Below are 20,702 nucleotides of genomic sequence, written 5' to 3' on the forward strand. Positions count from 1 at the left end.
CGGCTAGAGCCGGGGCACGAACGGCTCGCCGCGCAACGCCCGATCGACCAGGTCGATGGCGGCGGCCAGGCGGACCAGGCGCGGCCCCTCCTGACGGTAGGTCTCCAGCACGGCTTCGACGGCGTGCGGCGGCAGGTGGTCCTTCAACTCGACCGCCGCGCCGCGATAACCTGCCCTGGCCGCCTCGATGGCCGCGCCCACATGGTGGGCGGCCATCCGGGACAGCGCGACCGGGTGGCGGCGCAGCACGCCGTAGGAGCGGTAGTCGGGCGGCACGGCGTCGAGCAGCCACGCGACCGCCGAGGTCTCCCAGTCGGGACTGCCGGGCGGGCGGACCTCCTCCGGCCAGTCAGGTGGCACATACACCCCACCATATTAATCGAATCCCTGTTCGATCGCGTTCAAGCTCCCATGGCGCTAGCTTTCGTGACGTGAGCGAACGCATCGGAGTGGTCGGAGCGGGCATTCTGGGGTTGGCGGTTGCCCGTGAGCTGGCGAGATCGCGCGGGGCCGAGGTCACCGTGCTCGACAAGGAGCCCGGGGTCGCCGTGCACCAGACGGGCCGCAACAGCGGCGTCGTCCACGCGGGCATCTACTACCCGCCGGGCTCGCTCAAGGCCCGGCTGTGCCGGGAGGGCGTGGGCCTGCTGCGGGAGTACTGCGCCGAGCACGCCCTGCCGTACGACGAGGTGGGCAAGCTGGTGATCGCCTCCAACCGGGGCGAGCGCGCGGCGCTGCGCGGGCTGGCCGAGCGGGCCAGGGCCAACGGCGTCCCGGACGTCACCGAGGTCGACGCGCTCGGTCTGCGCGAGATCGAGCCGCACGCGGTGGGGGTGGGCGCGGTCCACTCCCCGCACACCGCGATAGCCGACTTCGCCGCCGTTGCCCGCCGGCTCGCCGCCGATGTGGCCGAACTGGGCGGTTCGGTCAAACTACGGCATCCGGTCACGGCGCTGCGCGAGTCCGGTGACACGGTACGCGTGCAGGCCGGGGGCGAGCGGTTCGCCTTCGACCGGCTGGTGTCGTGCGCGGGCCTGGGCACCGACGCGGTCGCCCGGATGGCCGGGCGGGCGGGCGACGTACGGATCGTGCCGTTCCGCGGTGAGTACTTCGCGCTGTCCGGGTCCGCCAAGGGCCTGGTACGCGGCCTGATCTACCCCGTCCCCGACCCCCGCTACCCGTTCCTCGGGGTCCACCTGACCCGCCGCATCGACGGCGAGGTCCTGGTCGGGCCGAACGCGGTGATGGCGCTGGCCTACGAGGGCTACTCCTGGCGGCAGGTCCGCCCGGCCGACCTGCGCCGCATCCTGACCTTCCCCGGCACCGCGCGCCTGGCGGCCGAGCACTGGCGCACGGGGGTGCGCGAGGTGTACGGGTCGCTGGTCAAGCGGGCGTTCCTGGGCGCGGCCCGCCGGTACGTGCCCGAGCTGACCGGCGGCGACCTCGTACGGACCAGCGGCGGCGTACGCGCCCAGGCGGTGCGCAGGGACGGCTCGCTGGTGGACGACTTCGTCATCGACGTGCACAGCCGGGTGGTACTGATCCGCAACGCGCCCTCGCCCGCCGCGACGTCCAGCCTGGCCATCGCCCGGCACATCGCCAAGGCCGTGCCCTGACCCAGCGCTTCCGGGGACCCGTAGTCTGGGGTTTTAACAGGAATCTCACCCGACCGGGCAAAGATAGTGCAGTGACCGATTCGCCGGAAGCGCGACTTCTGATCGTCGAGGACGAGCCGAACATCCTCGAACTGCTGGCCGCCAGCCTGCGGTTCGCGGGTTTCGAGGTGGCCACGGCCAAGGCCGGGCTGGAGGCGGTGTCCGCCGTGCAGCGGCACCGCCCCGACCTGATCGTGCTCGACATCATGCTCCCCGACATGGACGGCTTCGACGTCGTGCGCCGGTTGCGCGGCGGCGGGACGCACACGCCCGTGGTGTTCCTGACCGCCAGAGACGCCGTGGAGGACAAGATCCGCGGTCTCACGCTGGGCGGCGACGACTACGTGACCAAGCCGTTCAGCCTGGAGGAGGTCATCGCGCGCATCCGGGCGGTGCTCCGCCGCGCCGGGGGCGACCCGGCCGGGCCGCCGCCGCGGCTCACCTTCGCCGACATCGAACTCGACGAGGAGAGCCACGAGGTCTGGCGCGGCGGCAGGCCGGTGCCGCTGTCGCCGACCGAGTTCAAGCTGCTGCACTACTTCATGTCCAACGCCGGGCGGGTGCTGTCCAAGGCGCAGATCCTCGACCACGTCTGGAACTACGACTTCCGCGGCGACGCCGCCATCGTCGAGTCCTACGTCTCGGTGCTGCGCCGCAAGGTGGACAACGTCGAACCGCGGCTCATCCACACCCTGCGCGGTGTCGGTTACGTGCTGCGAGTACCCCCGCTGCCCTGATGGTCCGGAACCTCTTCCGGCGGACCCCGCTGCGGATCAAGCTGATCGCGGCCATGCTCGCGCTGCTGGCGTTCGGGCTGACGCTGATCGGCGTGGTCAGCGTGTCGGTGCTGCAGAGCTACCTGATGGACCGGGTGGACGGCCAGCTCCACCTGATCGGCGCCGAGGGCGAACGCCGGATGGAACGCGGCCTTTCCGCCCTGGCCAACATCCGCCTGCCCGCCGACGTGACGGCCGTGCTGCGCCGCCCCGACGGCAGCCCGATGCTGACCGTCAACGGCATGGAGGCCGGTGGGGTGCCACCGCCCGATCTGTCCGGCCTGTCCGGCGTGTCCGGCCCCTACACCGCCGGCGCGACCTCGGGCGACGGCCGGTGGCGGGTCCAGTCGTTCGCGGTGGGCCACGAGGAGCGCCGCACGCTCGTGGTGGCCATGGACCTCAGCGAGGTCGCCCAGATCACCGGCCGGCTCGCCATGATCGAGGTGCTCGGCGGCTGCGGCGTCATGCTCACCCTGGCCGGGGTCGGCGTCACCATCGTGCGGCGCAGCCTGCGCCCGCTCGTCGCGATCGAGCGCACCGCCGCCGAGTTCGCGGCCGGTGAACTGGGCCGCCGGGTGCCCGACGTCGAACCGGGCACCGAGGTCGGCCGCCTGGCCGGCGCCCTCAACGGGATGCTCTCCCAGATCGAGGCCGCCATGCAGGCCCGGTCGGCGTCGGAGGCGGCGGCCCGGCGTTCGGAGGAGAAGATGCGCAGATTCGTCGCCGACGCCTCGCACGAACTGCGCACCCCGCTGACCTCCATCCGCGGCTTCGCCGAGTTCTACCGGCAAAACCCCGAGGGCGACCCCGCCGTACTGCTGCGTCGCGTCGAGGACGAGGCCGCCCGGATGGGCCTGCTGGTGAACGACCTGCTGCTGCTCGCCCGGCTGGACCGGCAGCGCCCCCTGGCCGCCGACCCGGTGGACCTGCTGGCCCTGGCCGCCGACGCCGTGCACGACGCCCGCATCCTGGCCCCCGACCGCGAACTCACCCTGTCCGTGGACGGCGCGGCGCTGATCGTCAGCGGCGACGAAGTACGGCTGCGTCAGGTGATCGCCAACCTGGTCACCAACGCGCTGACCCACACCCCCGACGGCACCCCGATCACCGTCCGGCTCAGCGCCGCCCGCGGCTCGGCCGTACTGGAGGTGGCCGACGAGGGGCCGGGTCTCGCGCCCGAGCAGATCGAGCGGGTCTTCGAGCGCTTCTACCGCGCCGACACCGCCCGCACCCGGGCCGCCAAGAACGACGGCGGCACCGGCCTGGGCCTCGCCATCGTGGCCGCCCTGGTCGAGGCGCACGGCGGCACGGTGTCGGTCACCTCCCCGCCGGGCCGCGGCGCGACCTTCCGCGTGGAACTTCCGCTGGAACCCCTCGCCTCCGGGTGACGGTCACGCGGGTGCGCGACTGTCAGCAAACGCTCAGCGGCGGCTGAGCCAGGGTCCAGCGGGCGTCGGCACAGTAGGGCCTTGTGCGAGTAGATGAAGCGGGCGATTCCGGTGGCTGAGCAGGAGCCGGGCGCCGGTCGTTCGCCTGAGGCGCGGTTGCTGGTCGTGGACGACGAGCCGAACATCAGAGAACTGCTGTCGGCCAGCCTGCGCTACTCCGGTTTCGAGGTGATCGCCGCCTCCGACGGCCACGAGGCCGTGGCGCTCGCCGAACGCGTCCGGCCCGACCTGGTCGTGCTCGACGTGATGCTGCCCGACCTGGACGGCTTCGCCGTCGCCAAACGGCTGCGCGCGGGCGGGCGGCGGATGCCGGTGGTGTTCCTGACCGCCCGCGACGGCACCGACGACAAGGTCCACGGGCTGGGCGTCGGCGACGACTACGTGACCAAGCCGTTCAGCCTGGAAGAGGTCGTGGCGCGCATCCGCGCGGTGCTCCGCCGTACGCGGGGCGACCTGGACCTGCCCTCCCGCCTCCAGGTCGCCGACCTGGTACTGGACGAGGAGGCCCACCACGTCGAACGCGCCGGGCAGCCGGTACGGCTGTCGCCGACCGAGTTCAAGCTGCTGCACTACTTCATGTCCAACGCCGGGCGCGTGGTGTCCAAGGCCCAGATCCTCGACCATGTGTGGAACTACGACTTCGGCGGCGACGCCGGGGTGGTCGAGTCGTACGTCTCCTACCTGCGCCGGAAGATCGACAACGTGGAGCCGCGGCTGATCCACACCCTGCGAGGGGTCGGATATGTCCTTCGCGCGCCCCGGCACTGAGCTGAAAAGACGCCTGGCCCGGACCCCTCTGTGGGCCCGGCTGGTGGCCGGCACGCTGGTCCTGGTCGCCGCCGCCATCGCGCTGACCGGCCTGTTCGCGGTGCAGTCGCTGCGCACGTACCTGATGGAACGGGTGGACCACCAGCTCAGGGCCGCCACCAAGCCGCTGGACCGGGGCGACGACGAACCGCCCGAGCCCCCCAAGCTGCGCCCGCAGCGGCTCTACGGGCTGTTCCACATGGTCGTCATGGACGCCGCGGGCAACGTGGCGCGGACCCTCGCCGAGTCCACCGACGGGTCCCGGCCCGCGCTGCCGCACCTCACTCCCGGCGAGTTCGCCCGGCGCGAGGGCAGGCCGTTCAGCGTCGGGTCGGTCGAGCCGGGCGGGCCGCAGTGGCGGGCGGTGGCCGTGGTGGACCGGTACCGGCAGAGCAAGGTCATCGCGGTCAGCCTGGCCGACATCGACCGGACCGTCTCCCGGCTCGTCGTCATCGTCGCCGGGGCGGGCACCGCCGTACTGCTGATCCTCGGGGTGGCCTGCCACTGGCTGGTACGGCGCAGCCTGCGCCCGCTCGGCGAGATCGAACGCACCGCCGAGGCCATCGCCGGGGGCGACCTGTCGCGGCGGGTGCCGTCACGGCATCGGCGTACCGAGATGGGGCGGCTGGGCAGAGCGGTCAACGGCATGCTCGCGCAGATCGAGAAGGCGCTGCGGGACCGTTCGGCGTCGGAGGCCGCGGCCCGGCGGGCCGCTTCGGCGGCGCGGAGTTCGGAGGAACGGATGCGGCGGTTCGTCGCGGACGCCTCGCACGAGCTTCGTACGCCGCTCACCTCGATCAGGGGCTTCGCCGAGTTCTACCGGCACAACCCGGCGGGCGACGTGGGGTCACTGCTGCGCCGCATCGAGGACGAGGCGGCCCGGATGGGCGTACTGGTGGACGACCTGCTGCTGCTCGCCCGGCTGGACCAGCGGCGTCCGCTGGAACGGCGTCCGGTGGACCTGCTCAGCCTGGCGGCGGGCGCGGTGCTGGACGCCCAGACGCTCGCGCCGGGGCGGCCGGTGGAGCTGGTACGGCTGGACGAGGGGGACGGGCCCGTGGTGGTGGCGGGGGATGAGGCCGGGCTGCGGCAGGTGCTGGGCAACCTGGTGGGGAACGCGCTCAGGCACACCCCGGCGGACGTGCCGGTGGTGGTGCGGGTGGGGGTCTCGGCGTCGGGGGAGGCGGTGGTGGAGGTCGCGGACGAAGGGCCGGGGCTGGCCGCGCCGGATGTCGAACGGATCTTCGAGCGGTTCTACCGGGCGGATCCGTCGCGGAGCCGGGTGGGGGGCGAGGGTGGTACGGGGCTGGGGCTGTCGATCGCGGCGGCCCTGGTGGAGGCCCACGGGGGGAGCATCGGGGTGGACAGCGCGCCGGGACGGGGGGCGGTGTTCCACTTCCGCATCCCCACCCTCCCGGATGCCCTGTAACGATCTAGGTGGTGACCGCCAGGAGGCGGCGGAACAGGCCGGACGCGGTGATCGCGCCGACGTACCGGTCGCCGTCGAGGACCGCCACCAGCGGGGTGTGCGACTGGCTCATCAGCGCGGCGATCTCCATCGCGGTGGCGTCGGGCTCCACGACGGCGAGGCCGATCTTCTCGTCCGGCAGGACGTCACGGACGCGTTTGCCGGCCAGCCTGGCGCACATCAGGTCGGCGTGCCGCTCGTCCACCACCCTGGCCAGCGCGGGGTCGGCCTGAATGTAGGGCGGCACCACCATCCGCAGCAGCTGCGACCCGGGGAGGACGGCATGCGGACGCCCGTCCGGGTCCATCACGATCACCCCGACCAGCCGCTGCTCGGCCATCAGCCGTGCCGCGTCCATAGCGTCATCATCGATCCCGACGGTGGGGAACGGCTCCACCAGATCAGCAGCGCGCACATTGCGAAGGTAGCACCGACCCTGGGCGGTCGGGGGTGGTGCGTACGCCTTGGGCATCGTCCGGGAGATGGAATCGGCTCTGTGCGGGTTCGTTCCGTGTGCGGACGTATCGGGCGTTGGCCGCTGGAAGGGTTGCACGTACCGAGACGCCACCGAAAGGCCCTTCGACGTGCTCAGACGCCTCACAGCATCCGCTCTCCTGCTCGCCGCCCTCGCGGTCCCGGCATCCGCCACGGCATCGGCCTCCCCCATCGAGTGGGGGCCGTGCAAGGGGCTGCCGCAGCCGGTCACCGGCATGGAGTGCGGAAAGCTGACCGTTCCGCTCGACCACGCCGACCCCCGAGCCGGGACCATCGAACTCCCCGTCGCCCGCGTCAAGGCCACCGGCAGGCGCCTGGGCTCCCTGGTGATGCACTTCGGCGGCGGCGGCGCGAACGGAGTGGCCTCACTGGCCGCGCAGCACACCCGGTTCCAGGCCCTGCGCGCCGGGTACGACCTGGTCGCCTTCGACCCGCGCGGTACCGGCACGGCCGCCCCCCTGCGCTGCGCCGACGGCCGCTCGATCGGCCGCCTGCTCGACCTCGACCCCGGTTACGACAAGACCTTCCTCCGCGAGACCGCCGCCTTCGTCCGCGGGTGTGTGAAGGGCGCTCGGATCGTGGGGCACGCGGGGAGCGGCGACACCGCCCGTGACATGGACCGCCTGCGTGCCGCCCTCGGCGAGGACCGACTCGACTACTACGGCGTCTCCTACGGAAGCGTGGTCGGCGGCGTCTACGCCACCCTCTTCCCCGGACGGGTCGGCAGGGTCGTACTGGACGCCGGGCTGGACCCCGGCCTTGACTCCCTCCGCACGGAGTCGCAGGTCGCGACCTCGATGCAACGCTCCTACGAACGCTTCCTGGCCGATTGCGTGCGGCGCGGCTGCGCGCTCGGCAAGGACGTGAAGGCCGCGAACGGGGCCGTCGAGCGGCTGCTGAAGCGGCTGGAGCGGGCGCCGCTGCCGGTCGGCGACCGGCGTCTCGGCCGTGGGCAGGCGACCAACGCCCTGATGCTGACCAGTTCCCTTCCCCTGTGGCCCGAGCTGGAGGCCCGGCTGGCCCGCGCGGTGCAGGGCGACGGCAAGCCGCTGCTGGAGGCGGCCGACCTCCTGACCCAGGCGCGTCCCGACGGCACGTACGGGATGGAGGAGATCACCGCGTCGAGCATGCTCGCGTACTGCCACGACAAGCGGCGCTCCTCCTGGCGGGAGATCCGCCGTGACGAGGTGCGCATGAAGCGGACCTCGCCGATCTTCGGACCGTCCGCCGTCGCCGGTCGCTTCCTGGGGCCCGCCTGCAACTTCTGGCCGGTGCCCGACCGGCCGGAGGGGCGTACGGTGGCGCACACCGGGAAGACCCCCATCGTCGTCGTCGGCTCCAAGAACGACCTCGCGGCGCCGCTCACCGGTGCCGCCGCGCTGGCCGGGAAGCTGCGCACCGGCGTTCTGATCTCCTACCAGGGTGATCTGCACGGCGCCTACCCCGACGGCGGGTCCTGCGTCGCCGGTCCCGTCGAGGGATACCTGCTGCGCGGTATCGTGCCTGGCCAGGGGATCACCTGCCCTGCCGTACCGTGATGTCATGAACGAGCGGCCTCTCCTCCTGGTGGGACGCCTGCGCCGCGGGCACTGGGTCGCACTGGACGTCGTGATGGCCGTCGCGCTCTGCTCGCTGCTGGTGGGAGGCGCGCTCGTCACCGGGCGCCCGATGTCCGTGCCGTACCTGCTGGGCATGTACGCGCCGCTGGCGGCGCGGCGGCTGTGGCCGGTGCCGGTGCTGGTGGCCGTCTGTGCGGTGGCCGCGTCGTCGGTGGCGATGGGCGTCGTGCCCACCGAACCGTTCCCGGTCGGTGACATCCCGGACGCGATACGGTCACTGGCCTGGCCGCAGCCGATGGCGGTGACCATCGCCCTCTACACCGTGGCCACCAGCGTCCGCCGGGGACCGGCCGTGCTGTACCTGCTGGGGGCGGGGACGGCGCTCAGCGTGGCCGCTCTGCTCGCCAGGCCGGCGGAGGAGGCGGCGGGCGCGGTGGTGATCTGCTGGCTCCTGTTCGTCACCCAGTGGGTGACCGGCCTGGTCGTACGCGAACGGCGGCTGTTCATGACCCGGCTGGCGGTCAGGACCGCACGACAGGCCGTGCTGGAGGAACGCCTGCGCATCGCCAGGGACCTGCACGACAGTGTCGCGCACAGCATGAGCGTGATCACCGTGCAGGCCACGGTCGCGGGCCACCTGGCGGAGGAACGGCCGGAGGAGGCCAGGAGCGCGCTCGCGCAGATCGAGCAGACGGGACGGGCCGCGCAGGCCGAGATGCGGCGCATGCTCGGCCTGCTGCGCCACGACGAGACCGATGCCGATGCCGGTGCTCCACGGGACGCGCCCGGGCTGGCGGCCCTGCCCGATCTGGCCGCTGACGCCGCCGCGGCCGGTGTGGAGGTCGCCCTGGAGGTGGATCCGGGGCTGCGGCTGGACAACGGAGCCGGGCTGACCGTGTACCGGCTGGTCCAGGAAGGGCTCACCAACGTCGCCAAGCACGCGGCCCCCACTCGCTGTCTGGTCGCGGTCACCTCCGCGGCGGACGGGATCCGGGTGCGGATAGCCGATGAAGGGCCACCCCCGGGGCAGCGGCGCGCGGAGCCTACCTCCGCAGGTGGCCATGGGATCGCCGGGATGCGTGAACGCGTGGGCCTGTACGGCGGAACACTGACCGCGGGGCCGACACCGGCCGGTTTCGAAGTGCTCGCCCGGCTGCCGTTGGAAGGCCGGTGAACCGCCGCAGGATCGTGGTGGCCGACGACGAGCGGCTGTTGCGGGCCGCCTTCCGGCTGCTCATCGACAGCAGCCCCGACCTGGTCACGGTGGGCGAGGCGGGTACCGGGGAGGAGGCGGTGGCGCTGGCCGCCGAGCTGCGGCCCGACGTCGTGCTCATGGACGTACGCATGCCCGGCATGACCGGCATCGAGGCCACCCGGCGCATCTGCGAGCTGCCCGGGGCCGAGCAGGTGCGAATACTGGTGCTCACCACCTTCGACCTCGACGAGTACGTCTACGGGGCGCTGCGCGCGGGGGCCGGCGGATTCCTGCTCAAGGACACCCCGGCCGCCGACCTGCTGGCGGCGCTGCGCGTGGTCGCCGACGGCCAGGCGCTCATCGCGCCCAGCGTCACCACCCGGTTGATCGCCGAGCTGGCCCGCCGTCCCTCGCCCGGTCCGGCCGCCCTGACGGCGCCGGACCTGCTGGGGATCAGCGAACGCGAGCGGGAGGTGCTGCTCCTGGTCGGCCGGGGCCGGACCAACGACGAGATCGCGCAGGCACTCGGCATCTCCCGGGTCACCGTCAAGACCCACATCCGCCGCCTGCTGGCCAAACTCGACGCCCACGACCGCGCCCAGCTGGTCGTCATCGCGTACGAGTCCGGCTTGATCACCCCGGGCCGCTGACCCACCACGTCGACGGTGGCACCACCGACCGTGTGCCACGCGACCTGGGTGAACGTTACTCAGTTACCACCGGGGCATCCGGCCATGCTCTTCTTCATATTCGCCTTCTCCTCGGGGGTGAACCGCGGCGGGTCCGGCTGTGCCCAGGCGAGTACCTGACCCGGGAGCGATGGCACCGCGCTCTCGACGTACCACCCCCCCGGCACCTCCCGAGCCCTGTCCGACCTCTCGCCCACCCTGAACTCCTCAATAGAGCCGCCCCGCTCAGCCAGCGCCCCCCGCACCTCATCCACCGTCATGCCGCGAAACGGCACACAATGCAGCAACTCGCCCGCCGCATCCACCCTCCCCGCGAACTCGTACCGCTCACCAGCCTGAGCCGGACGGGCGAAGCCGAGCCGCATACTCCCCTTGAAGTCCGCCGGAATCCGGAACGAGACCGTGCACCCCCCGCCAGGCGAGTCGCACCCCACCGACTCCTCCTTCACCGGCGTCGTACCCTCCGCCGTCTCACTCATCGCGAGCTGCCCCACCACGCTCGGCGAGCCCGGCCCGGTCATCAGTTCGATGTCGAACCCACGGGCCTTGAAGTCCGCCGCGAAGCGCTCAGGTTCGGCATAAAGGTCCTTGATGGTGACGACCCAGTCGTCCCCCACACGCTGGAACGCCAGTGCCGCGCTCGGCGCGATGCCGCCAGGCGCGTCCGCCGGAACGAACGCCAGCCCGACGACGACAGCCACCGCCCCCAGTACCGCCGCGAGCGGGATCACCACCGCCCGTCGTACCCGCCGCCGTCCGCCCTTGACCGGCGTCGCGACGATCGTCTCGAACAGCGCCGACGCCTCCGCCCCAGGCTCCGCCGCCTGCGGTGCGGGATCGATGGCCGCCACCATACGGTCGAGCTTGCTCACAGATTCTCTCCCCTCAGCTCCACGATCGCCTGCTCCTCCTCGACGGTGGCCGGCCCCAGCGCACTGGCCAGCCGCTTACGCGCGCGGTGCAACCGGATGCGGGCCGCCGTCCCGGTACAGCCGAGCACCTTGCCGATCTCCGGACCGCTCAGGCCCTCCCAGCAGGCCAGCGCCAGCACTTCGCGGTCATGCACGGAAAGGCCGTCGAACGCCTCCCGCACATGGTCGAGCCCAGCGGCCCCGGAGTCGGACCGCGTGGCCCACGCGTCCTTGAGCCGTTCGGTCAGCCCGGCCCGCCGCGACTGCGCGCGCCGCTGGTTGGCCAGTACGTGGCGGGCCACGCCGTACAGCCACAGGCGCGCGTGCTCGCCCTCGGGTACGTCGGCGATGCGCCGCCACGCCGTGAGGAACGTCTCGGACAGCACGTCCGCGGTGTCCTCGGGTGAGCCGGTACGACGGGCGGCGTACTGGTGGATGACCGGGTAGTACGCGTGATAGATCGCCTCAAAGCGATCTCGCGCTCCCGGAGGATGGGTCACAGATGACGCTCCTTGTATCAAGATGTCTGGACACCTCGATACATGTCCGGCACCTTCGCCGAGCGTTTCGCCCCCGGTGAGAACCAATCGTCACCACGGGTACGAGCCGCGAACGCGCGGCCCGGTCGCCGCTAGCGGTGCCGGGTTATCGTGGTCCGGCGCCGCCGACGGGCCCAGATCCACGGGTAGGCCATGCCCCCGGTGAAGATCAGCGCGAGGATCTGCCCCACCGTCCACGCCGGCGCCGTGACGGACTTGCCGACCTGCCGGATGTACAGCGGCTGCTGAGGAGTGCCCTGGTGCTGGCCGGGCAGTGGCGGGGGCCGGCGCACTGTGCGACTCCATGACAAGTAGAGGTACCTCGTCTGGACGTGTCGGCACACCGGCTGGTTCGCGCCATGTCCGGATATGGACACGACAAACGAGCGGGGACAGCCGGCAGCCAGAGACGCGAAAGCCCGGGTGCCGCGCCACAGCCCGGCCGGACAACGCACCTCAGCCCCTACCCGTCAAGGGCAGGGGCTGTCTTCAGATTCGGTTACTAGCTACGCGCGTACGCCACCCTGGGAGACCTTCGCCAACGCCTCGACGACCGCCTCGGCCACGCCCTGCGCGGAGGCCGGGTTCTGGCCGGTGACCAGGCGGTCGTCGGCCACCACCTGGGCCGCGAAGTCCGGGCCCGGTACGTGGGTCGCGCCTTCGGAGACCAGCCGGTCGGCCAGCAGGAAGGGCACCACCTCGGTGAGGCCGACGGCCTTCTCCTCCGCGTTGGTGAAGGCGGCCACCCGCTTGCCGGACACGAGCGGCGTACCGTCCGACAGGGTGACGCCGGCCAGCGCGGACGGGCCGTGGCAGACCGCGCCCACCACGCCGTCGCGCTCGTAGATGTCCCGCGTCAGCCCCGCGAGGACCGGATTGTCAGGGAAGTCCCACATGGTGCCGTGGCCACCGGCGAAGAAGATCGCGTCGTACGCCGAGGCGTCCGCGTCCGCCGCCGCGGGCGTGACACCGAGCGTGTCGAGGAAGCGGCGCTGAATCGGGTCGGCCGCGTCCTCGCCGTCGCGCGGCGGCGTGCCGCCCGCCACGCTCACGACGTCCACGTCGTGCCCGGCCGCCGTGAAGATCTCCCACGGGTGCGCGGCCTCGGACACGTAGAAGCCGGTCTTGCGTCCGGTGGACCCCAGGGTGTCGTGGCTGGTCAGAACCATCAGAATTCTCATGCCTTCGACAATGCCGCACGCGACCCATAACACGCCAATAGTGCATCACAGTAGGTATCATCAGGATTCTGATGAGTCTGTCCTATGACCTGCTCCGTACGTTCCTCACGGTCTACCGGGCCCGCTCGGTGACCCGCGCCGCCGAGCTGCTGCAACTCTCCCAACCGGCCGTCACCGCGCAGATCAAGTCCCTGGAGCAGGCGGTGCGCCGCCCACTGTTCGAGCGGGTGGCACGCGGCATGGCCCCGACCCCCGCCGCCGACGAACTGGCCGGGCGCGTCGCCGCGCCGCTCGACGCGCTCGAAGAACTCGTCACAGGTGACCTCGGCGAGCCCGCCGAAGTGTTCGCCCGCGCCGTACACCTGGGCGGGCCCGCCGAGCTGGTCTGCGCGCGGGTGCTGCCGTCGCTGGCCCCGATGGTGCGCGACGGGCTGCGGCTGCGGGTCGCGCTCGGGCTCCCCGAGGACCTGTTGTCCGCGCTCGCCGACGGCAGCCTCGACCTGGTGATCTCCAGCGTCCGGCCGCGCAGGGCCGGCCTGCGGGTGGAACCGCTGTGCGACGAGGAGTTCGTCCTGGTGGCCGCCCCGGGATGGACGTTCGAGCAGTTGGAACACGCCCCGCTGCTCGCCTACGCGGAGAACCTGCCGATCCTGCGCCGCTACTGGCGTACCGTCTTCGACACCCGCCTCACCCGCAGCCCGGCGGTCGTGGTCCCCGATCTGCGCGGCGTGCTGGCCGCCGTCATGGCGGGCGCGGGGGCCACGGTGCTGCCCCGGTACCTCTGTGCGGCCGAACTGGCGGACGGCAGGCTCATCGCGCTGCTGGAGCCGGAACTGCCCCCGATCAACACGCTCTTCCTGGCCTCACGAGCGGGTACGCAGCACCCGGCGGCGCGCGCCGTCCACGGGCACCTGCTCCTCCAGGGGCACGCCTGGTCATAGCGGGCTGCCGCCGCGTGAGCCGCGTTCGTTGAGCAGGGCGGTGGTCCCGGGCACGACCTTCCTGCGCGTCATTGCCGGCTCGGGCGGCAGCGTGTCCGTCTCGCCCGCCGTGAAACTGATGATGGGACGCGGGTACCCGATGGTGACCGCCCGCCATCTGGACCGATCAACCTCAGCATGGACGTCGAGGTGACCGGATCGTCCGACATGTTCACCCAGATGTGGGCGGCCTACAGGCGGGCCGGTGGGCGGAGCACGGTACGGCGCGGGAGCCCGCGCACCGGCCTGGACGACCGCACGGGCTCCCTGACCGTCGGCAAGCAGGCCGACCTGCCCCTGCTCCGCGCCGACCGCCCCGACGTCGCGCCCGTCCACGACCCTGCGGGCACGGTGGTGCTGCAGATGGACCGGGCACACATGGACACGGTGCTCGTCGCCGGACGTACGATGCTCCGCGACGGCCGTCCACTCGCATTGCTCACCGAGGCGGCCAAGGCTTCCGCCCGCCCCACGCCTCTGCTGCGAAACGCCGCTGTTACTTAACTCTTAACCACTCTGTTTCTGCTTGTCGCGGTCGAACAGCGCCGCCGCGCCCATCAGGAAGAGCTGTGTGATGACACGGTCGAGCCTTCTCTGTTTCCATGCGGTGGCCATAAGGCCCCGGTGGGCGGCCAGGTGGTGGGCCAGGACGTCGTGGCCGATGTTGTGGGCTCGGCCGAAGTGACGGTACGCCGTGCGGAAATCTCGCACGGCCAGCGCGGCTCGGCCGTTCTCCATCTCTAATTCGTACGTGGTGTCGGTCATAATTGCCTCCCCGTAGGTTCACAGGCCCCGTATCAGGACCTCGAATGCTTCGTCGATGAGTTCGTCCAGAGGCCGCGGGTCGACGCGACCTCGATTCTCGGCCGCCTGGAGGGCGGCGAAAGCGGCGCCGACCAGCACGCTTGGATATATCCCTTCGGACAGCGGCGGGCCGATCCGCTCGGCGATCTCGGTGGTGAGAGCCGCCATGGTGATGTCCACTTGGTCGAAGCGCAGCCGGGAGAACAGCTCGGGATGCCGCCGGTACAACTCCTGGAGCAGTTCCCATTCCTCGGCCAGATGCGCGAAGTCGGCCGCGTGCGCCATGGCCTTGATGACCTCGCGCATCGCCACGGCGGCAGGTTCGCCTTCCGGCCTGGCACGCAATTCGGCCACGATCTCCTCGGTCGTCCACTGGTGCGGTTCGATCGAGAACGCGGCGTCCTTGGTCGGGAAGTGGTTGAAGAAGGTACGCGGTGAGATGTCGGCCGCCTTGCTGATCTCCTCCACCGTCACCGCATCGGGCCCACCCCGCTCCAGCGCCAGCCGCACGGCCACCCCCCGAATCGCCACCCGCCGAGCGATCCGCCGCCTCTCCCGCCGCCCTTCTCCTGCATCCACTGTTGCAGTCTATGCAAAATCTGCAGAGACTGCAGGGTTTGTGGAGAAGTTGTTACGCAGAGCGTGGATGTATGCAGGTCACTCGACGCAACTGGACGGCAAGTGCGCCTCATCGGGCCACTCGAAGTCGCGAACTGCGAAGAGGGCCCTCCCCGCGCGACCTCAACGCAGTTGTCGCTTGTGTGCTGGTCGACTACGCCCGGCCTCCCGCGTTCATCAAAAGGCGGGGCAGCGACTGCACTGCCGCCACTAGGCTCCCTCCAGTCACTGTGGGGCGGGGGAAGGGGCGGTATGGCTGGGGAAACCCAGGAAGTAGAGGTCAAATACCTGGTTACCGACCTTCGTGTCCTGGAGGAATCCCTGGCTCGCCAAGGGGCGATCTTGTCGGCTCCGGTACGACAGGACGATCAGGCGTACGCCGAACCCGGGTGGGCCTACGGGCAGAGCAAGATCGGGGTGGCGTTCGCGCGGCTGCGTACTCAGGGCGGCCGGCACTACTTCACGGTCAAGAAGCCGCTCGCGAACGAGATGGCGTGCCTGGAACGGGAGACCGAGGTCGCCGATCGCGAGCAGATGCACGAGGCCGTCATCGCGATGGGCTTCCAGCCGACCGTACGGATCGTGAAGACCCGCCGGACCGCTCGCCTGGACGGGATGACGATCTGCGTGGACGAGGTGGAACACGCCGGGGTGTTCGTGGAGATCGAGCGTACGGTGGACGCTACGGAGTCCGGCACCGCCGTACAAGAGCAGTTGGACGCCTTCGCATGCTCCCTCGGCGTACGGTTGCAGCGCACCACCGACACCTACGACTCACTCGTTCGCGCCGCCCTGACGCCTGCCTAGAACAGCGCGATCTCCTCCGGCTCAGCGAGATTTCGGTACGGCAGGCGCACAGCGTCGAGGCCCAGTTCGAGTCGCACCGCAGCGTGGTCGGTCAGCCCCAGGTCGCGGGTCTGATGCAGGTAGGCACAGCCACTGATGTGGCCCGCCAGGGCCGCGCCTACATGGAAGTAGTCGTAGCGGTAGCCCGCCCCGGTCCGGCCGATCCAGCTATGCGGGTGTGGCCCGGCCGGATAACAGTGATCATAAGTGTCGATGAACCCCTGAGCGCTCAGAGTGTCCAGCAGGCCGTACTCGAACGGCAGGAACCCCGGGTGAGGCGGGGTATGCCCGGCGGCGATCACGTTGTAGTCGCCGCCGATCACCAGGTGGCCGCGCTGCTCGGCGGGCAGTTCGGCCACGGCTTTGAGTAGTGAGGCGATGAACAGCTCCTTGCGAGCGGTCTTGTCGGCGCTGCGGTCCCGGCTGGGTACGTACACGCTGAGAAACCAAGTGCGCGGGGTGGTGTCCAGGCCCGCGGCGGCCACCCGGCCGGGGATACTGACCTCGGGAAGTAGCAGCGGTGGCCCGGCCAGGGAGATCCGGCTGACCAGCGCCGCTCCCCGTTCGCCGTCGTCCGGGGTCTTGATGACCGCGTACCCCGCTCGACGAAACGCTTCCAGTATGTAGGCCGTACCAGAACCTGCGCTGGTCTCGGTCAGCAGGAAGATATCTTCAGGCCGGCCGGCCAGCCAGCGCAGCAGCATTTCGGCGCGCGTCATGGACGCGGCCCCGATGTTGACCGTCAACGCCGCGACCATATAACCCGCCGACCCTTCGTCTCACGTTCCGAGCTGCTCCAGATGCCGCAGGAGCCGCGTGGCCACACCATCCGGATCCAGGCCGCGGCAGTTGATCAGCGCCTGCCGCCAACCGCGGGCGGCCAGAAAGGCGAACGCTTCCTCATACAGGGCGATCTCCTGCTCGGGGGAACCGGCGGCCTCCAGCCGCGAACGCCTGGCGCGCAGGTCCAGCCGCTGCCGCAGCACCTGTGGGGTGTGGTACAGGTAGAAGGATAGAGACGCAGGTGGCACATGAGCGTTGTAATGCCAGATCTCTCTCACTGGTAAACCATCGAGCCGCTGAAGCACCAGTGAGGACTGGACGTAACGGTCACTGATCACGGTCATGCCCGCAGCCAGTGCAGGGGCGATCTCGGTTTCGATGTGGGCATACCGGTCGGCGGCCACCGCCAAGGCCAGCGCGCGGCCGGTCAGGGAGCTCTCAGTGGCGCGGATCAATTTTCCCAGCGCGGTGCCGGACGGTTCGGTGGTCACATGCACGGCGCTCCCGGATGCGCGGAGCCGGTCGGCCAGCCGTGCGGCGGTGGTGGTCTTGCCGACGCCGTTCGGGCCTTCCACTGCGATGAACAGGCCGTTGGTCATGAGCGGCGCGGGGTGATCTGCAACAGGGGCTGTTCGGTGATGGGGCACTGCTCGGTGTCCACCTCGCCGATGCGCTGTCGCTGGGAGATGACGGCGGCCGGGCAGCCCTTGCCGCAGGAATCGTTCAGCGAGCATGAGGGGCAGGTTGGGTTCGTGCCCATGCGCAGCTTGCCGGCCAGATCGTAGTCGTCGAGGGCCGGGGCGACCTCCTCGTGCAGGATGTTTCCCACGAGGAAGTCGCTGTCGGGGTACTGCGAGTGGGGGGTTCGGGCGGCGAACACCAGATAAGGGCAGACCGCCGTGGCGCCGTCGGCGAAGACGTAGATCAGCCGTCCCGCGTCACAGCCGGACAGCGGTTTGCCGTCGTCGTTGGGGAACCGGATATGTACCACGTCGATGCCTTGGGCGCGATATCGCTCTGTGAGGTCATAGATGGCGCGCATGGTGGTGGTACCGGCGGCTAGGCGCCCCTGGCTCTTCACTCCGCGCCCGAACGCCGAAAGCGGGTTCATCAGCACGTACTCAGCACCGACTTCGACGGCGAAGACACACAAGGCGGCGAACTCTTCGGCGTCGGTGAGGGCGTTGGGAGTGGACAGCAGTCCTTGCAGCAGACCGGCTTCGGCGAAAGCGCGGGCGGTGGCCAAGGTGGTGTCGAAGGAGGCGAGGTTGCCACGGAACTTGCCGTGCGATTCGCGGCGGAATCCGTCGAAGGACACATTGACGTGTACGTTGCCGAGGTCGGCGAGGGTGGTGATCTGCTCAGTGGTGGTCTGCGTGGCATTGGTGCAGATCCCCAATGGCAGACCGAGGTCGGCGACGGCGCGGCAGATGTCCATGATGTGCGGGTGGGCGAACGGCTCCCCGCCGGTCAAGGTGAGGCGCTGTACGCGAGCCCGCTGCAGTCGGGGGAACACGGTCTGGACCAGGTCGTCCAAGCGCATGTGCTGTCCCCAGTCGCCGGAGGAGACGAAGCAGTGCGCGCAATGCAGGTTGCACCGCTCGGTGATCTGAACGAGCGCCTTGCGGCCCTCACCTGCTACTGAAGTGCGGAAGTAACAGGAAGCGGCATGAGTATCGAGGACGAGACGCTTCACGAATGATCCTCCTCGCGGCGAGAGAACCGGGGGCGGTGCTGAAGGGACGGCCCGCTCAGCGTTCTCATAGGGTTGTTCCCATGGAACGTGGGGCACGCTCAGACCTCGCCGTACTCGGGGCGTGAGAGAGTTCTGATGAGCTGTGAGGTAGGGGGGCTCGATCACCTTGCCGGTTGGCATGTGAAAACGCCCGGCCGGGGTGCGGCCGGGCGCGTTACACCATCAGGTGTTGTTGAGTTGATCGTTTTTCACGGCGTGGATGAACGCTTGCCACTCGTCGCGACTGAATAACAGGTGGGCCTCATCAGGTCGTTTGGAGTCGCGCACCGCGAAGGCGGCTCCTACTCGCGCGACCTCAACGCAGTTTTCGCCTGCTGGCATACTCCACGTGCTCTTCACCCAGACGGCACTGGAGATGTCTACGTCGTTTCGGTTGATCACACCCAACCTCCCTTCATTCGCTAAACAGATTACTCCTGATGGTCTCCAGGTACCGGACCGATTCATCTGGCCCGAGAGCGATGGCCCGAAGGTGATCGAACATCAGCGTGTACTGCGCGATCTGCTCCTCGTCTTCCAGATATAGACTGCTGATCGCACTCTCCAGGTAGACGAGTGGTGCGAAGAACTCGGGGCTGGGAAAGTCCATGAGGACGAAGGCTCCGCACATCCCCGGGTGCGCGCCCACCGAGGTGCGGACCACCTGAAGTGTGATGTTCTCCAGCTCCTGAGCCTCGATCAAGTGGTCGATCTGGGCGCGCATGATCGCCGGGCCGCCCACCGGACGTGTGAGGGTGGACTCGTCAATGATCGCCCACAGCCGCGGGCGCTCACCGGCACGAACGAGGAGCTTTTGACGTTCCATCCGAGCCGAGACTCGACGGTCGATATCGCGGGTTACCAGGCTTCCGCGCATGAGCGCTCGCGCGTAGCTTTCGGTCTGCAGAAGGCCGGGGACGAACATTGCCTCGAAGCTGCGGATCGCGGTGGCTTCGGCTTCCAGCTCCAGATACGACCCTGGGAATATGTCCTGGTGCTTCGTCCACCAGCTCTTCTCCCTCGCGTTCCGGGCGAGTTGAAGGAGCGCTGCGCGTTGCCGGTCGTCGGAGACCTTGTACATGTCGAGCAGGTGCAGCATGTCAGCGGACGTGACGCCGGACCGCGCGTTTTCGATCCGGTACATCTTCGTGGAATGCCAGTCGAATTGCTGTACGACGTCCTCGCGGCTCACTCCTGCCGCTTCGCGGAGGCGTTGAAGCTCTGCGGCAAGACGGCGTTGCCGGATGGTCGGACGTGAGCGCAGCGCCACGGTATTTCCTCCTTGGGGGCGGATCTTCGGTGCGCCTCGCCGACGCATCGGGTCATAGAAGGGCCGAAGATCAGGTAATTGGGATGTAAGTGCGCATCCTGCACGGCTTTCAGTACATGCCTTGCATGCGTCTCGATGGGGGGTGCATGCTGAGTACAGCATGCCACCGAGTGGTAACTCAGCGCAGCCGAACGGTGAGACCTTGCATGCCTGCTACATCCAGGGACGGCGGTGGTGATCGAGTGAACGTGACGGCTCCATCCGAGGCTCAACAGCAGTACCTGCACCTGACGCGGCTCGCATGGGGCCTGCGCATGCTGGGTGCGGATGTCGTACTTGACCTGGCCCCGACGGCCGAACCCGTCGTGGCGGTCCGCAGGGCGGCGGGCGATCGCCTGCGGGTCACCGCGATGATCCGATCCGGCCGCTGGATGTACGTGTGGGGGCGTGGCCGCACACAGTGCGCCGGCGTCGGCGAGGACGACGCGGCCAGAGTGATCCGCAAGGCCGCACGATGACGGCGGCCACCGCCATTGCGGCGGAGGTTCCGCTGATGGTGTCGATGCCGGGGACACCGAGGTCGGTGCCGGTCGTACGTCACTGGCTCGCAGAGGTCATGGCGGCGCACGGCTGTTCGGGCGTGGATGACGCACTGCTGGTGGCGAGCGAACTGGCAGGGAACGCGGTACGGCACACCCGTTCCGGCGAGCCCGGCGGGCGGCTGGTCGTCGTGATCGCCTTCCCGGACGAGGTGACGCTGCGCCTGGAGGTGATCGACGAGGGCGCGGAGACGGTACCTCGGCCGCGTGACGCGGACTGGGACATGGAATCCGGCCGGGGGCTGTGGCTGGTGGAACAGGTGTCGCGGTCCTGGGGGGAAGCAGCCCTGCGGGACGGTCGGCACGCCGTATGGGCCGACCTGGAATCCAAGCGGGTCGCGTGA

Annotated in this window: 26 protein-coding genes; 13 read left to right on the forward strand and 13 right to left on the reverse strand. The window is 70.0% G+C overall.

Features of this window, described 5'->3' with window-relative positions; translation table 11 throughout:
• Positions 1-3 precede the first annotated feature (3 nt).
• Positions 4-366: a hypothetical protein gene (locus DP939_RS34780; RefSeq protein ID WP_113985088.1), complete on the reverse strand. Its 363-nt coding sequence runs from the start codon at positions 364-366 to the stop codon at positions 4-6.
• A gap of 65 nt (positions 367-431) precedes the next feature.
• Between DP939_RS34780 and lhgO the strand changes: the two genes are divergently transcribed.
• The 5 genes from lhgO (at position 432) to DP939_RS34805 (ending at position 6,115) form a co-directional block, all read left to right on the forward strand.
• On the forward strand, positions 432-1,616 hold the full coding sequence (gene lhgO, locus DP939_RS34785; protein WP_113985089.1) for an L-2-hydroxyglutarate oxidase: 1,185 nt from the start codon (positions 432-434) through the stop codon (positions 1,614-1,616).
• 71 nt (positions 1,617-1,687) lie between these two features.
• Positions 1,688-2,392 (forward strand): response regulator transcription factor, encoded by a 705-nt coding sequence (locus DP939_RS34790; RefSeq protein WP_113985090.1) that lies wholly within the window; start codon positions 1,688-1,690, stop codon positions 2,390-2,392.
• Positions 2,392-3,819, forward strand: coding sequence for a HAMP domain-containing sensor histidine kinase (locus tag DP939_RS34795; protein WP_113985091.1), 1,428 nt, complete (start codon positions 2,392-2,394; stop codon positions 3,817-3,819). Before DP939_RS34790 ends, DP939_RS34795 begins: the two co-directional genes overlap by 1 nt.
• A gap of 111 nt (positions 3,820-3,930) precedes the next feature.
• Positions 3,931-4,647, forward strand: a complete 717-nt coding sequence (locus DP939_RS34800; RefSeq protein WP_318656335.1) for a response regulator transcription factor — start codon at positions 3,931-3,933, stop codon at positions 4,645-4,647.
• Positions 4,622-6,115 carry a sensor histidine kinase gene (locus tag DP939_RS34805; protein WP_113985093.1) on the forward strand — a complete coding sequence of 498 codons (1,494 nt, stop codon included), beginning with the start codon at positions 4,622-4,624 and terminating at the stop codon, positions 6,113-6,115. The genes DP939_RS34800 and DP939_RS34805 overlap by 26 nt, the downstream gene beginning before the upstream one ends.
• A 4-nt stretch (positions 6,116-6,119) precedes the next feature.
• On the opposite strand, the gene DP939_RS34810 is transcribed toward DP939_RS34805, so the two are convergent.
• Entirely contained in the window at positions 6,120-6,569 is a 450-nt protein-coding gene (locus tag DP939_RS34810; RefSeq protein ID WP_113985094.1) for a CBS domain-containing protein, read from the reverse strand.
• 169 nt (positions 6,570-6,738) lie between these two features.
• On the opposite strand from DP939_RS34810, the gene DP939_RS34815 reads away from it, so the two are divergent.
• The 3 genes from DP939_RS34815 to DP939_RS34825 are packed head-to-tail and all read left to right on the forward strand — an operon-like array spanning position 6,739 to position 10,053.
• Positions 6,739-8,187 carry an alpha/beta hydrolase gene (locus tag DP939_RS34815; RefSeq protein ID WP_158578861.1) on the forward strand — a complete coding sequence of 483 codons (1,449 nt, stop codon included), beginning with the start codon at positions 6,739-6,741 and terminating at the stop codon, positions 8,185-8,187.
• A 4-nt stretch (positions 8,188-8,191) separates the two neighbouring features.
• A complete protein-coding gene (locus tag DP939_RS34820; RefSeq protein ID WP_113985096.1) occupies positions 8,192-9,382 on the forward strand; it encodes a sensor histidine kinase in 1,191 nt (396 codons plus the stop codon).
• Positions 9,379-10,053: a response regulator gene (locus DP939_RS34825; RefSeq protein WP_113985097.1), complete on the forward strand. Its 675-nt coding sequence runs from the start codon at positions 9,379-9,381 to the stop codon at positions 10,051-10,053. The genes DP939_RS34820 and DP939_RS34825 overlap by 4 nt, the downstream gene beginning before the upstream one ends.
• A 59-nt stretch (positions 10,054-10,112) precedes the next feature.
• On the opposite strand, the gene DP939_RS34830 is transcribed toward DP939_RS34825, so the two are convergent.
• The 4 genes from DP939_RS34830 to DP939_RS34845 form a co-directional block, all read right to left on the reverse strand.
• On the reverse strand, positions 10,113-10,964 hold the full coding sequence (locus DP939_RS34830) for a hypothetical protein (RefSeq protein ID WP_113985098.1): 852 nt from the start codon (positions 10,962-10,964) through the stop codon (positions 10,113-10,115).
• Positions 10,961-11,503, reverse strand: coding sequence for an RNA polymerase sigma factor (locus DP939_RS34835; protein ID WP_113985099.1), 543 nt, complete (start codon positions 11,501-11,503; stop codon positions 10,961-10,963). The genes DP939_RS34830 and DP939_RS34835 overlap by 4 nt, the downstream gene beginning before the upstream one ends.
• A 131-nt stretch (positions 11,504-11,634) precedes the next feature.
• On the reverse strand, positions 11,635-11,835 hold the full coding sequence (locus DP939_RS34840) for a hypothetical protein (RefSeq protein WP_113985100.1): 201 nt from the start codon (positions 11,833-11,835) through the stop codon (positions 11,635-11,637).
• A 213-nt stretch (positions 11,836-12,048) separates the two neighbouring features.
• Complete coding sequence (locus DP939_RS34845) at positions 12,049-12,723, reverse strand: type 1 glutamine amidotransferase domain-containing protein (protein WP_113985101.1); 675 nt, start codon at positions 12,721-12,723, stop codon at positions 12,049-12,051.
• A 71-nt stretch (positions 12,724-12,794) separates the two neighbouring features.
• Between DP939_RS34845 and DP939_RS34850 the strand changes: the two genes are divergently transcribed.
• Positions 12,795-13,664, forward strand: coding sequence for a LysR family transcriptional regulator (locus DP939_RS34850; protein ID WP_113985102.1), 870 nt, complete (start codon positions 12,795-12,797; stop codon positions 13,662-13,664).
• 177 nt (positions 13,665-13,841) lie between these two features.
• A complete protein-coding gene (locus tag DP939_RS34855; protein WP_113985103.1) occupies positions 13,842-14,207 on the forward strand; it encodes an amidohydrolase family protein in 366 nt (121 codons plus the stop codon).
• 3 nt (positions 14,208-14,210) lie between these two features.
• On the opposite strand, the gene DP939_RS34860 is transcribed toward DP939_RS34855, so the two are convergent.
• The gene (locus DP939_RS34860; RefSeq protein WP_113985104.1) at positions 14,211-14,468 is read right to left on the reverse strand and encodes a DUF3703 domain-containing protein; all 258 of its coding nucleotides are present in this window, start codon (positions 14,466-14,468) and stop codon (positions 14,211-14,213) included.
• An 18-nt stretch (positions 14,469-14,486) separates the two neighbouring features.
• Positions 14,487-15,086, reverse strand: coding sequence for a TetR/AcrR family transcriptional regulator (locus DP939_RS34865; protein ID WP_113985105.1), 600 nt, complete (start codon positions 15,084-15,086; stop codon positions 14,487-14,489).
• A gap of 291 nt (positions 15,087-15,377) precedes the next feature.
• Between DP939_RS34865 and DP939_RS34870 the strand changes: the two genes are divergently transcribed.
• A complete protein-coding gene (locus DP939_RS34870; protein WP_113985106.1) occupies positions 15,378-15,932 on the forward strand; it encodes a class IV adenylate cyclase in 555 nt (184 codons plus the stop codon).
• On the opposite strand, the gene DP939_RS34875 is transcribed toward DP939_RS34870, so the two are convergent.
• From DP939_RS34875 to DP939_RS34895, 5 genes are all read right to left on the reverse strand, one after another.
• The gene (locus DP939_RS34875) at positions 15,929-16,717 is read right to left on the reverse strand and encodes an endonuclease/exonuclease/phosphatase family protein (RefSeq protein WP_147268249.1); all 789 of its coding nucleotides are present in this window, start codon (positions 16,715-16,717) and stop codon (positions 15,929-15,931) included. The genes DP939_RS34870 and DP939_RS34875 overlap by 4 nt on opposite strands.
• A 33-nt stretch (positions 16,718-16,750) precedes the next feature.
• Positions 16,751-17,353, reverse strand: coding sequence for a dTMP kinase (tmk, locus tag DP939_RS34880; protein ID WP_158578863.1), 603 nt, complete (start codon positions 17,351-17,353; stop codon positions 16,751-16,753).
• Positions 17,350-18,450, reverse strand: a complete 1,101-nt coding sequence (locus tag DP939_RS34885; protein ID WP_199565616.1) for a radical SAM protein — start codon at positions 18,448-18,450, stop codon at positions 17,350-17,352. The genes tmk and DP939_RS34885 overlap by 4 nt, the downstream gene beginning before the upstream one ends.
• Positions 18,451-18,672: 222 nt before the next feature.
• Positions 18,673-18,891, reverse strand: coding sequence for a DUF397 domain-containing protein (locus DP939_RS34890; protein WP_225878687.1), 219 nt, complete (start codon positions 18,889-18,891; stop codon positions 18,673-18,675).
• 13 nt (positions 18,892-18,904) lie between these two features.
• Entirely contained in the window at positions 18,905-19,759 is an 855-nt protein-coding gene (locus DP939_RS34895) for a helix-turn-helix domain-containing protein (protein ID WP_225878688.1), read from the reverse strand.
• A 248-nt stretch (positions 19,760-20,007) separates the two neighbouring features.
• On the opposite strand from DP939_RS34895, the gene DP939_RS34900 reads away from it, so the two are divergent.
• On the forward strand, positions 20,008-20,277 hold the full coding sequence (locus DP939_RS34900) for a hypothetical protein (protein WP_147268250.1): 270 nt from the start codon (positions 20,008-20,010) through the stop codon (positions 20,275-20,277).
• The gene (locus DP939_RS34905) at positions 20,274-20,702 is read left to right on the forward strand and encodes an ATP-binding protein (protein ID WP_199565617.1); all 429 of its coding nucleotides are present in this window, start codon (positions 20,274-20,276) and stop codon (positions 20,700-20,702) included. Before DP939_RS34900 ends, DP939_RS34905 begins: the two co-directional genes overlap by 4 nt.

Source organism: Spongiactinospora rosea (genome assembly GCF_003315795.1).
Taxonomy (GTDB): domain Bacteria; phylum Actinomycetota; class Actinomycetes; order Streptosporangiales; family Streptosporangiaceae; genus Spongiactinospora; species Spongiactinospora rosea.

Coding starts and splice junctions, on each gene's coding strand:
- DP939_RS34795 (WP_113985091.1), top strand. CDS start 2,392: ATGGTCCGGAACCTCTTCCGGCGGACCCCGCTGCGGATCAAGCTGATC.
- DP939_RS34805 (WP_113985093.1), top strand. CDS start 4,622: ATGTCCTTCGCGCGCCCCGGCACTGAGCTGAAAAGACGCCTGGCCCGG.
- DP939_RS34820 (WP_113985096.1), top strand. CDS start 8,192: ATGAACGAGCGGCCTCTCCTCCTGGTGGGACGCCTGCGCCGCGGGCAC.
- DP939_RS34845 (WP_113985101.1), bottom strand. CDS start 12,723: ATGAGAATTCTGATGGTTCTGACCAGCCACGACACCCTGGGGTCCACC.
- DP939_RS34850 (WP_113985102.1), top strand. CDS start 12,795: ATGAGTCTGTCCTATGACCTGCTCCGTACGTTCCTCACGGTCTACCGG.
- DP939_RS34855 (WP_113985103.1), top strand. CDS start 13,842: ATGGACGTCGAGGTGACCGGATCGTCCGACATGTTCACCCAGATGTGG.
- DP939_RS34860 (WP_113985104.1), bottom strand. CDS start 14,468: ATGACCGACACCACGTACGAATTAGAGATGGAGAACGGCCGAGCCGCG.
- DP939_RS34870 (WP_113985106.1), top strand. CDS start 15,378: ATGGCTGGGGAAACCCAGGAAGTAGAGGTCAAATACCTGGTTACCGAC.
- tmk (WP_158578863.1), bottom strand. CDS start 17,353: ATGACCAACGGCCTGTTCATCGCAGTGGAAGGCCCGAACGGCGTCGGC.
- DP939_RS34905 (WP_199565617.1), top strand. CDS start 20,274: ATGACGGCGGCCACCGCCATTGCGGCGGAGGTTCCGCTGATGGTGTCG.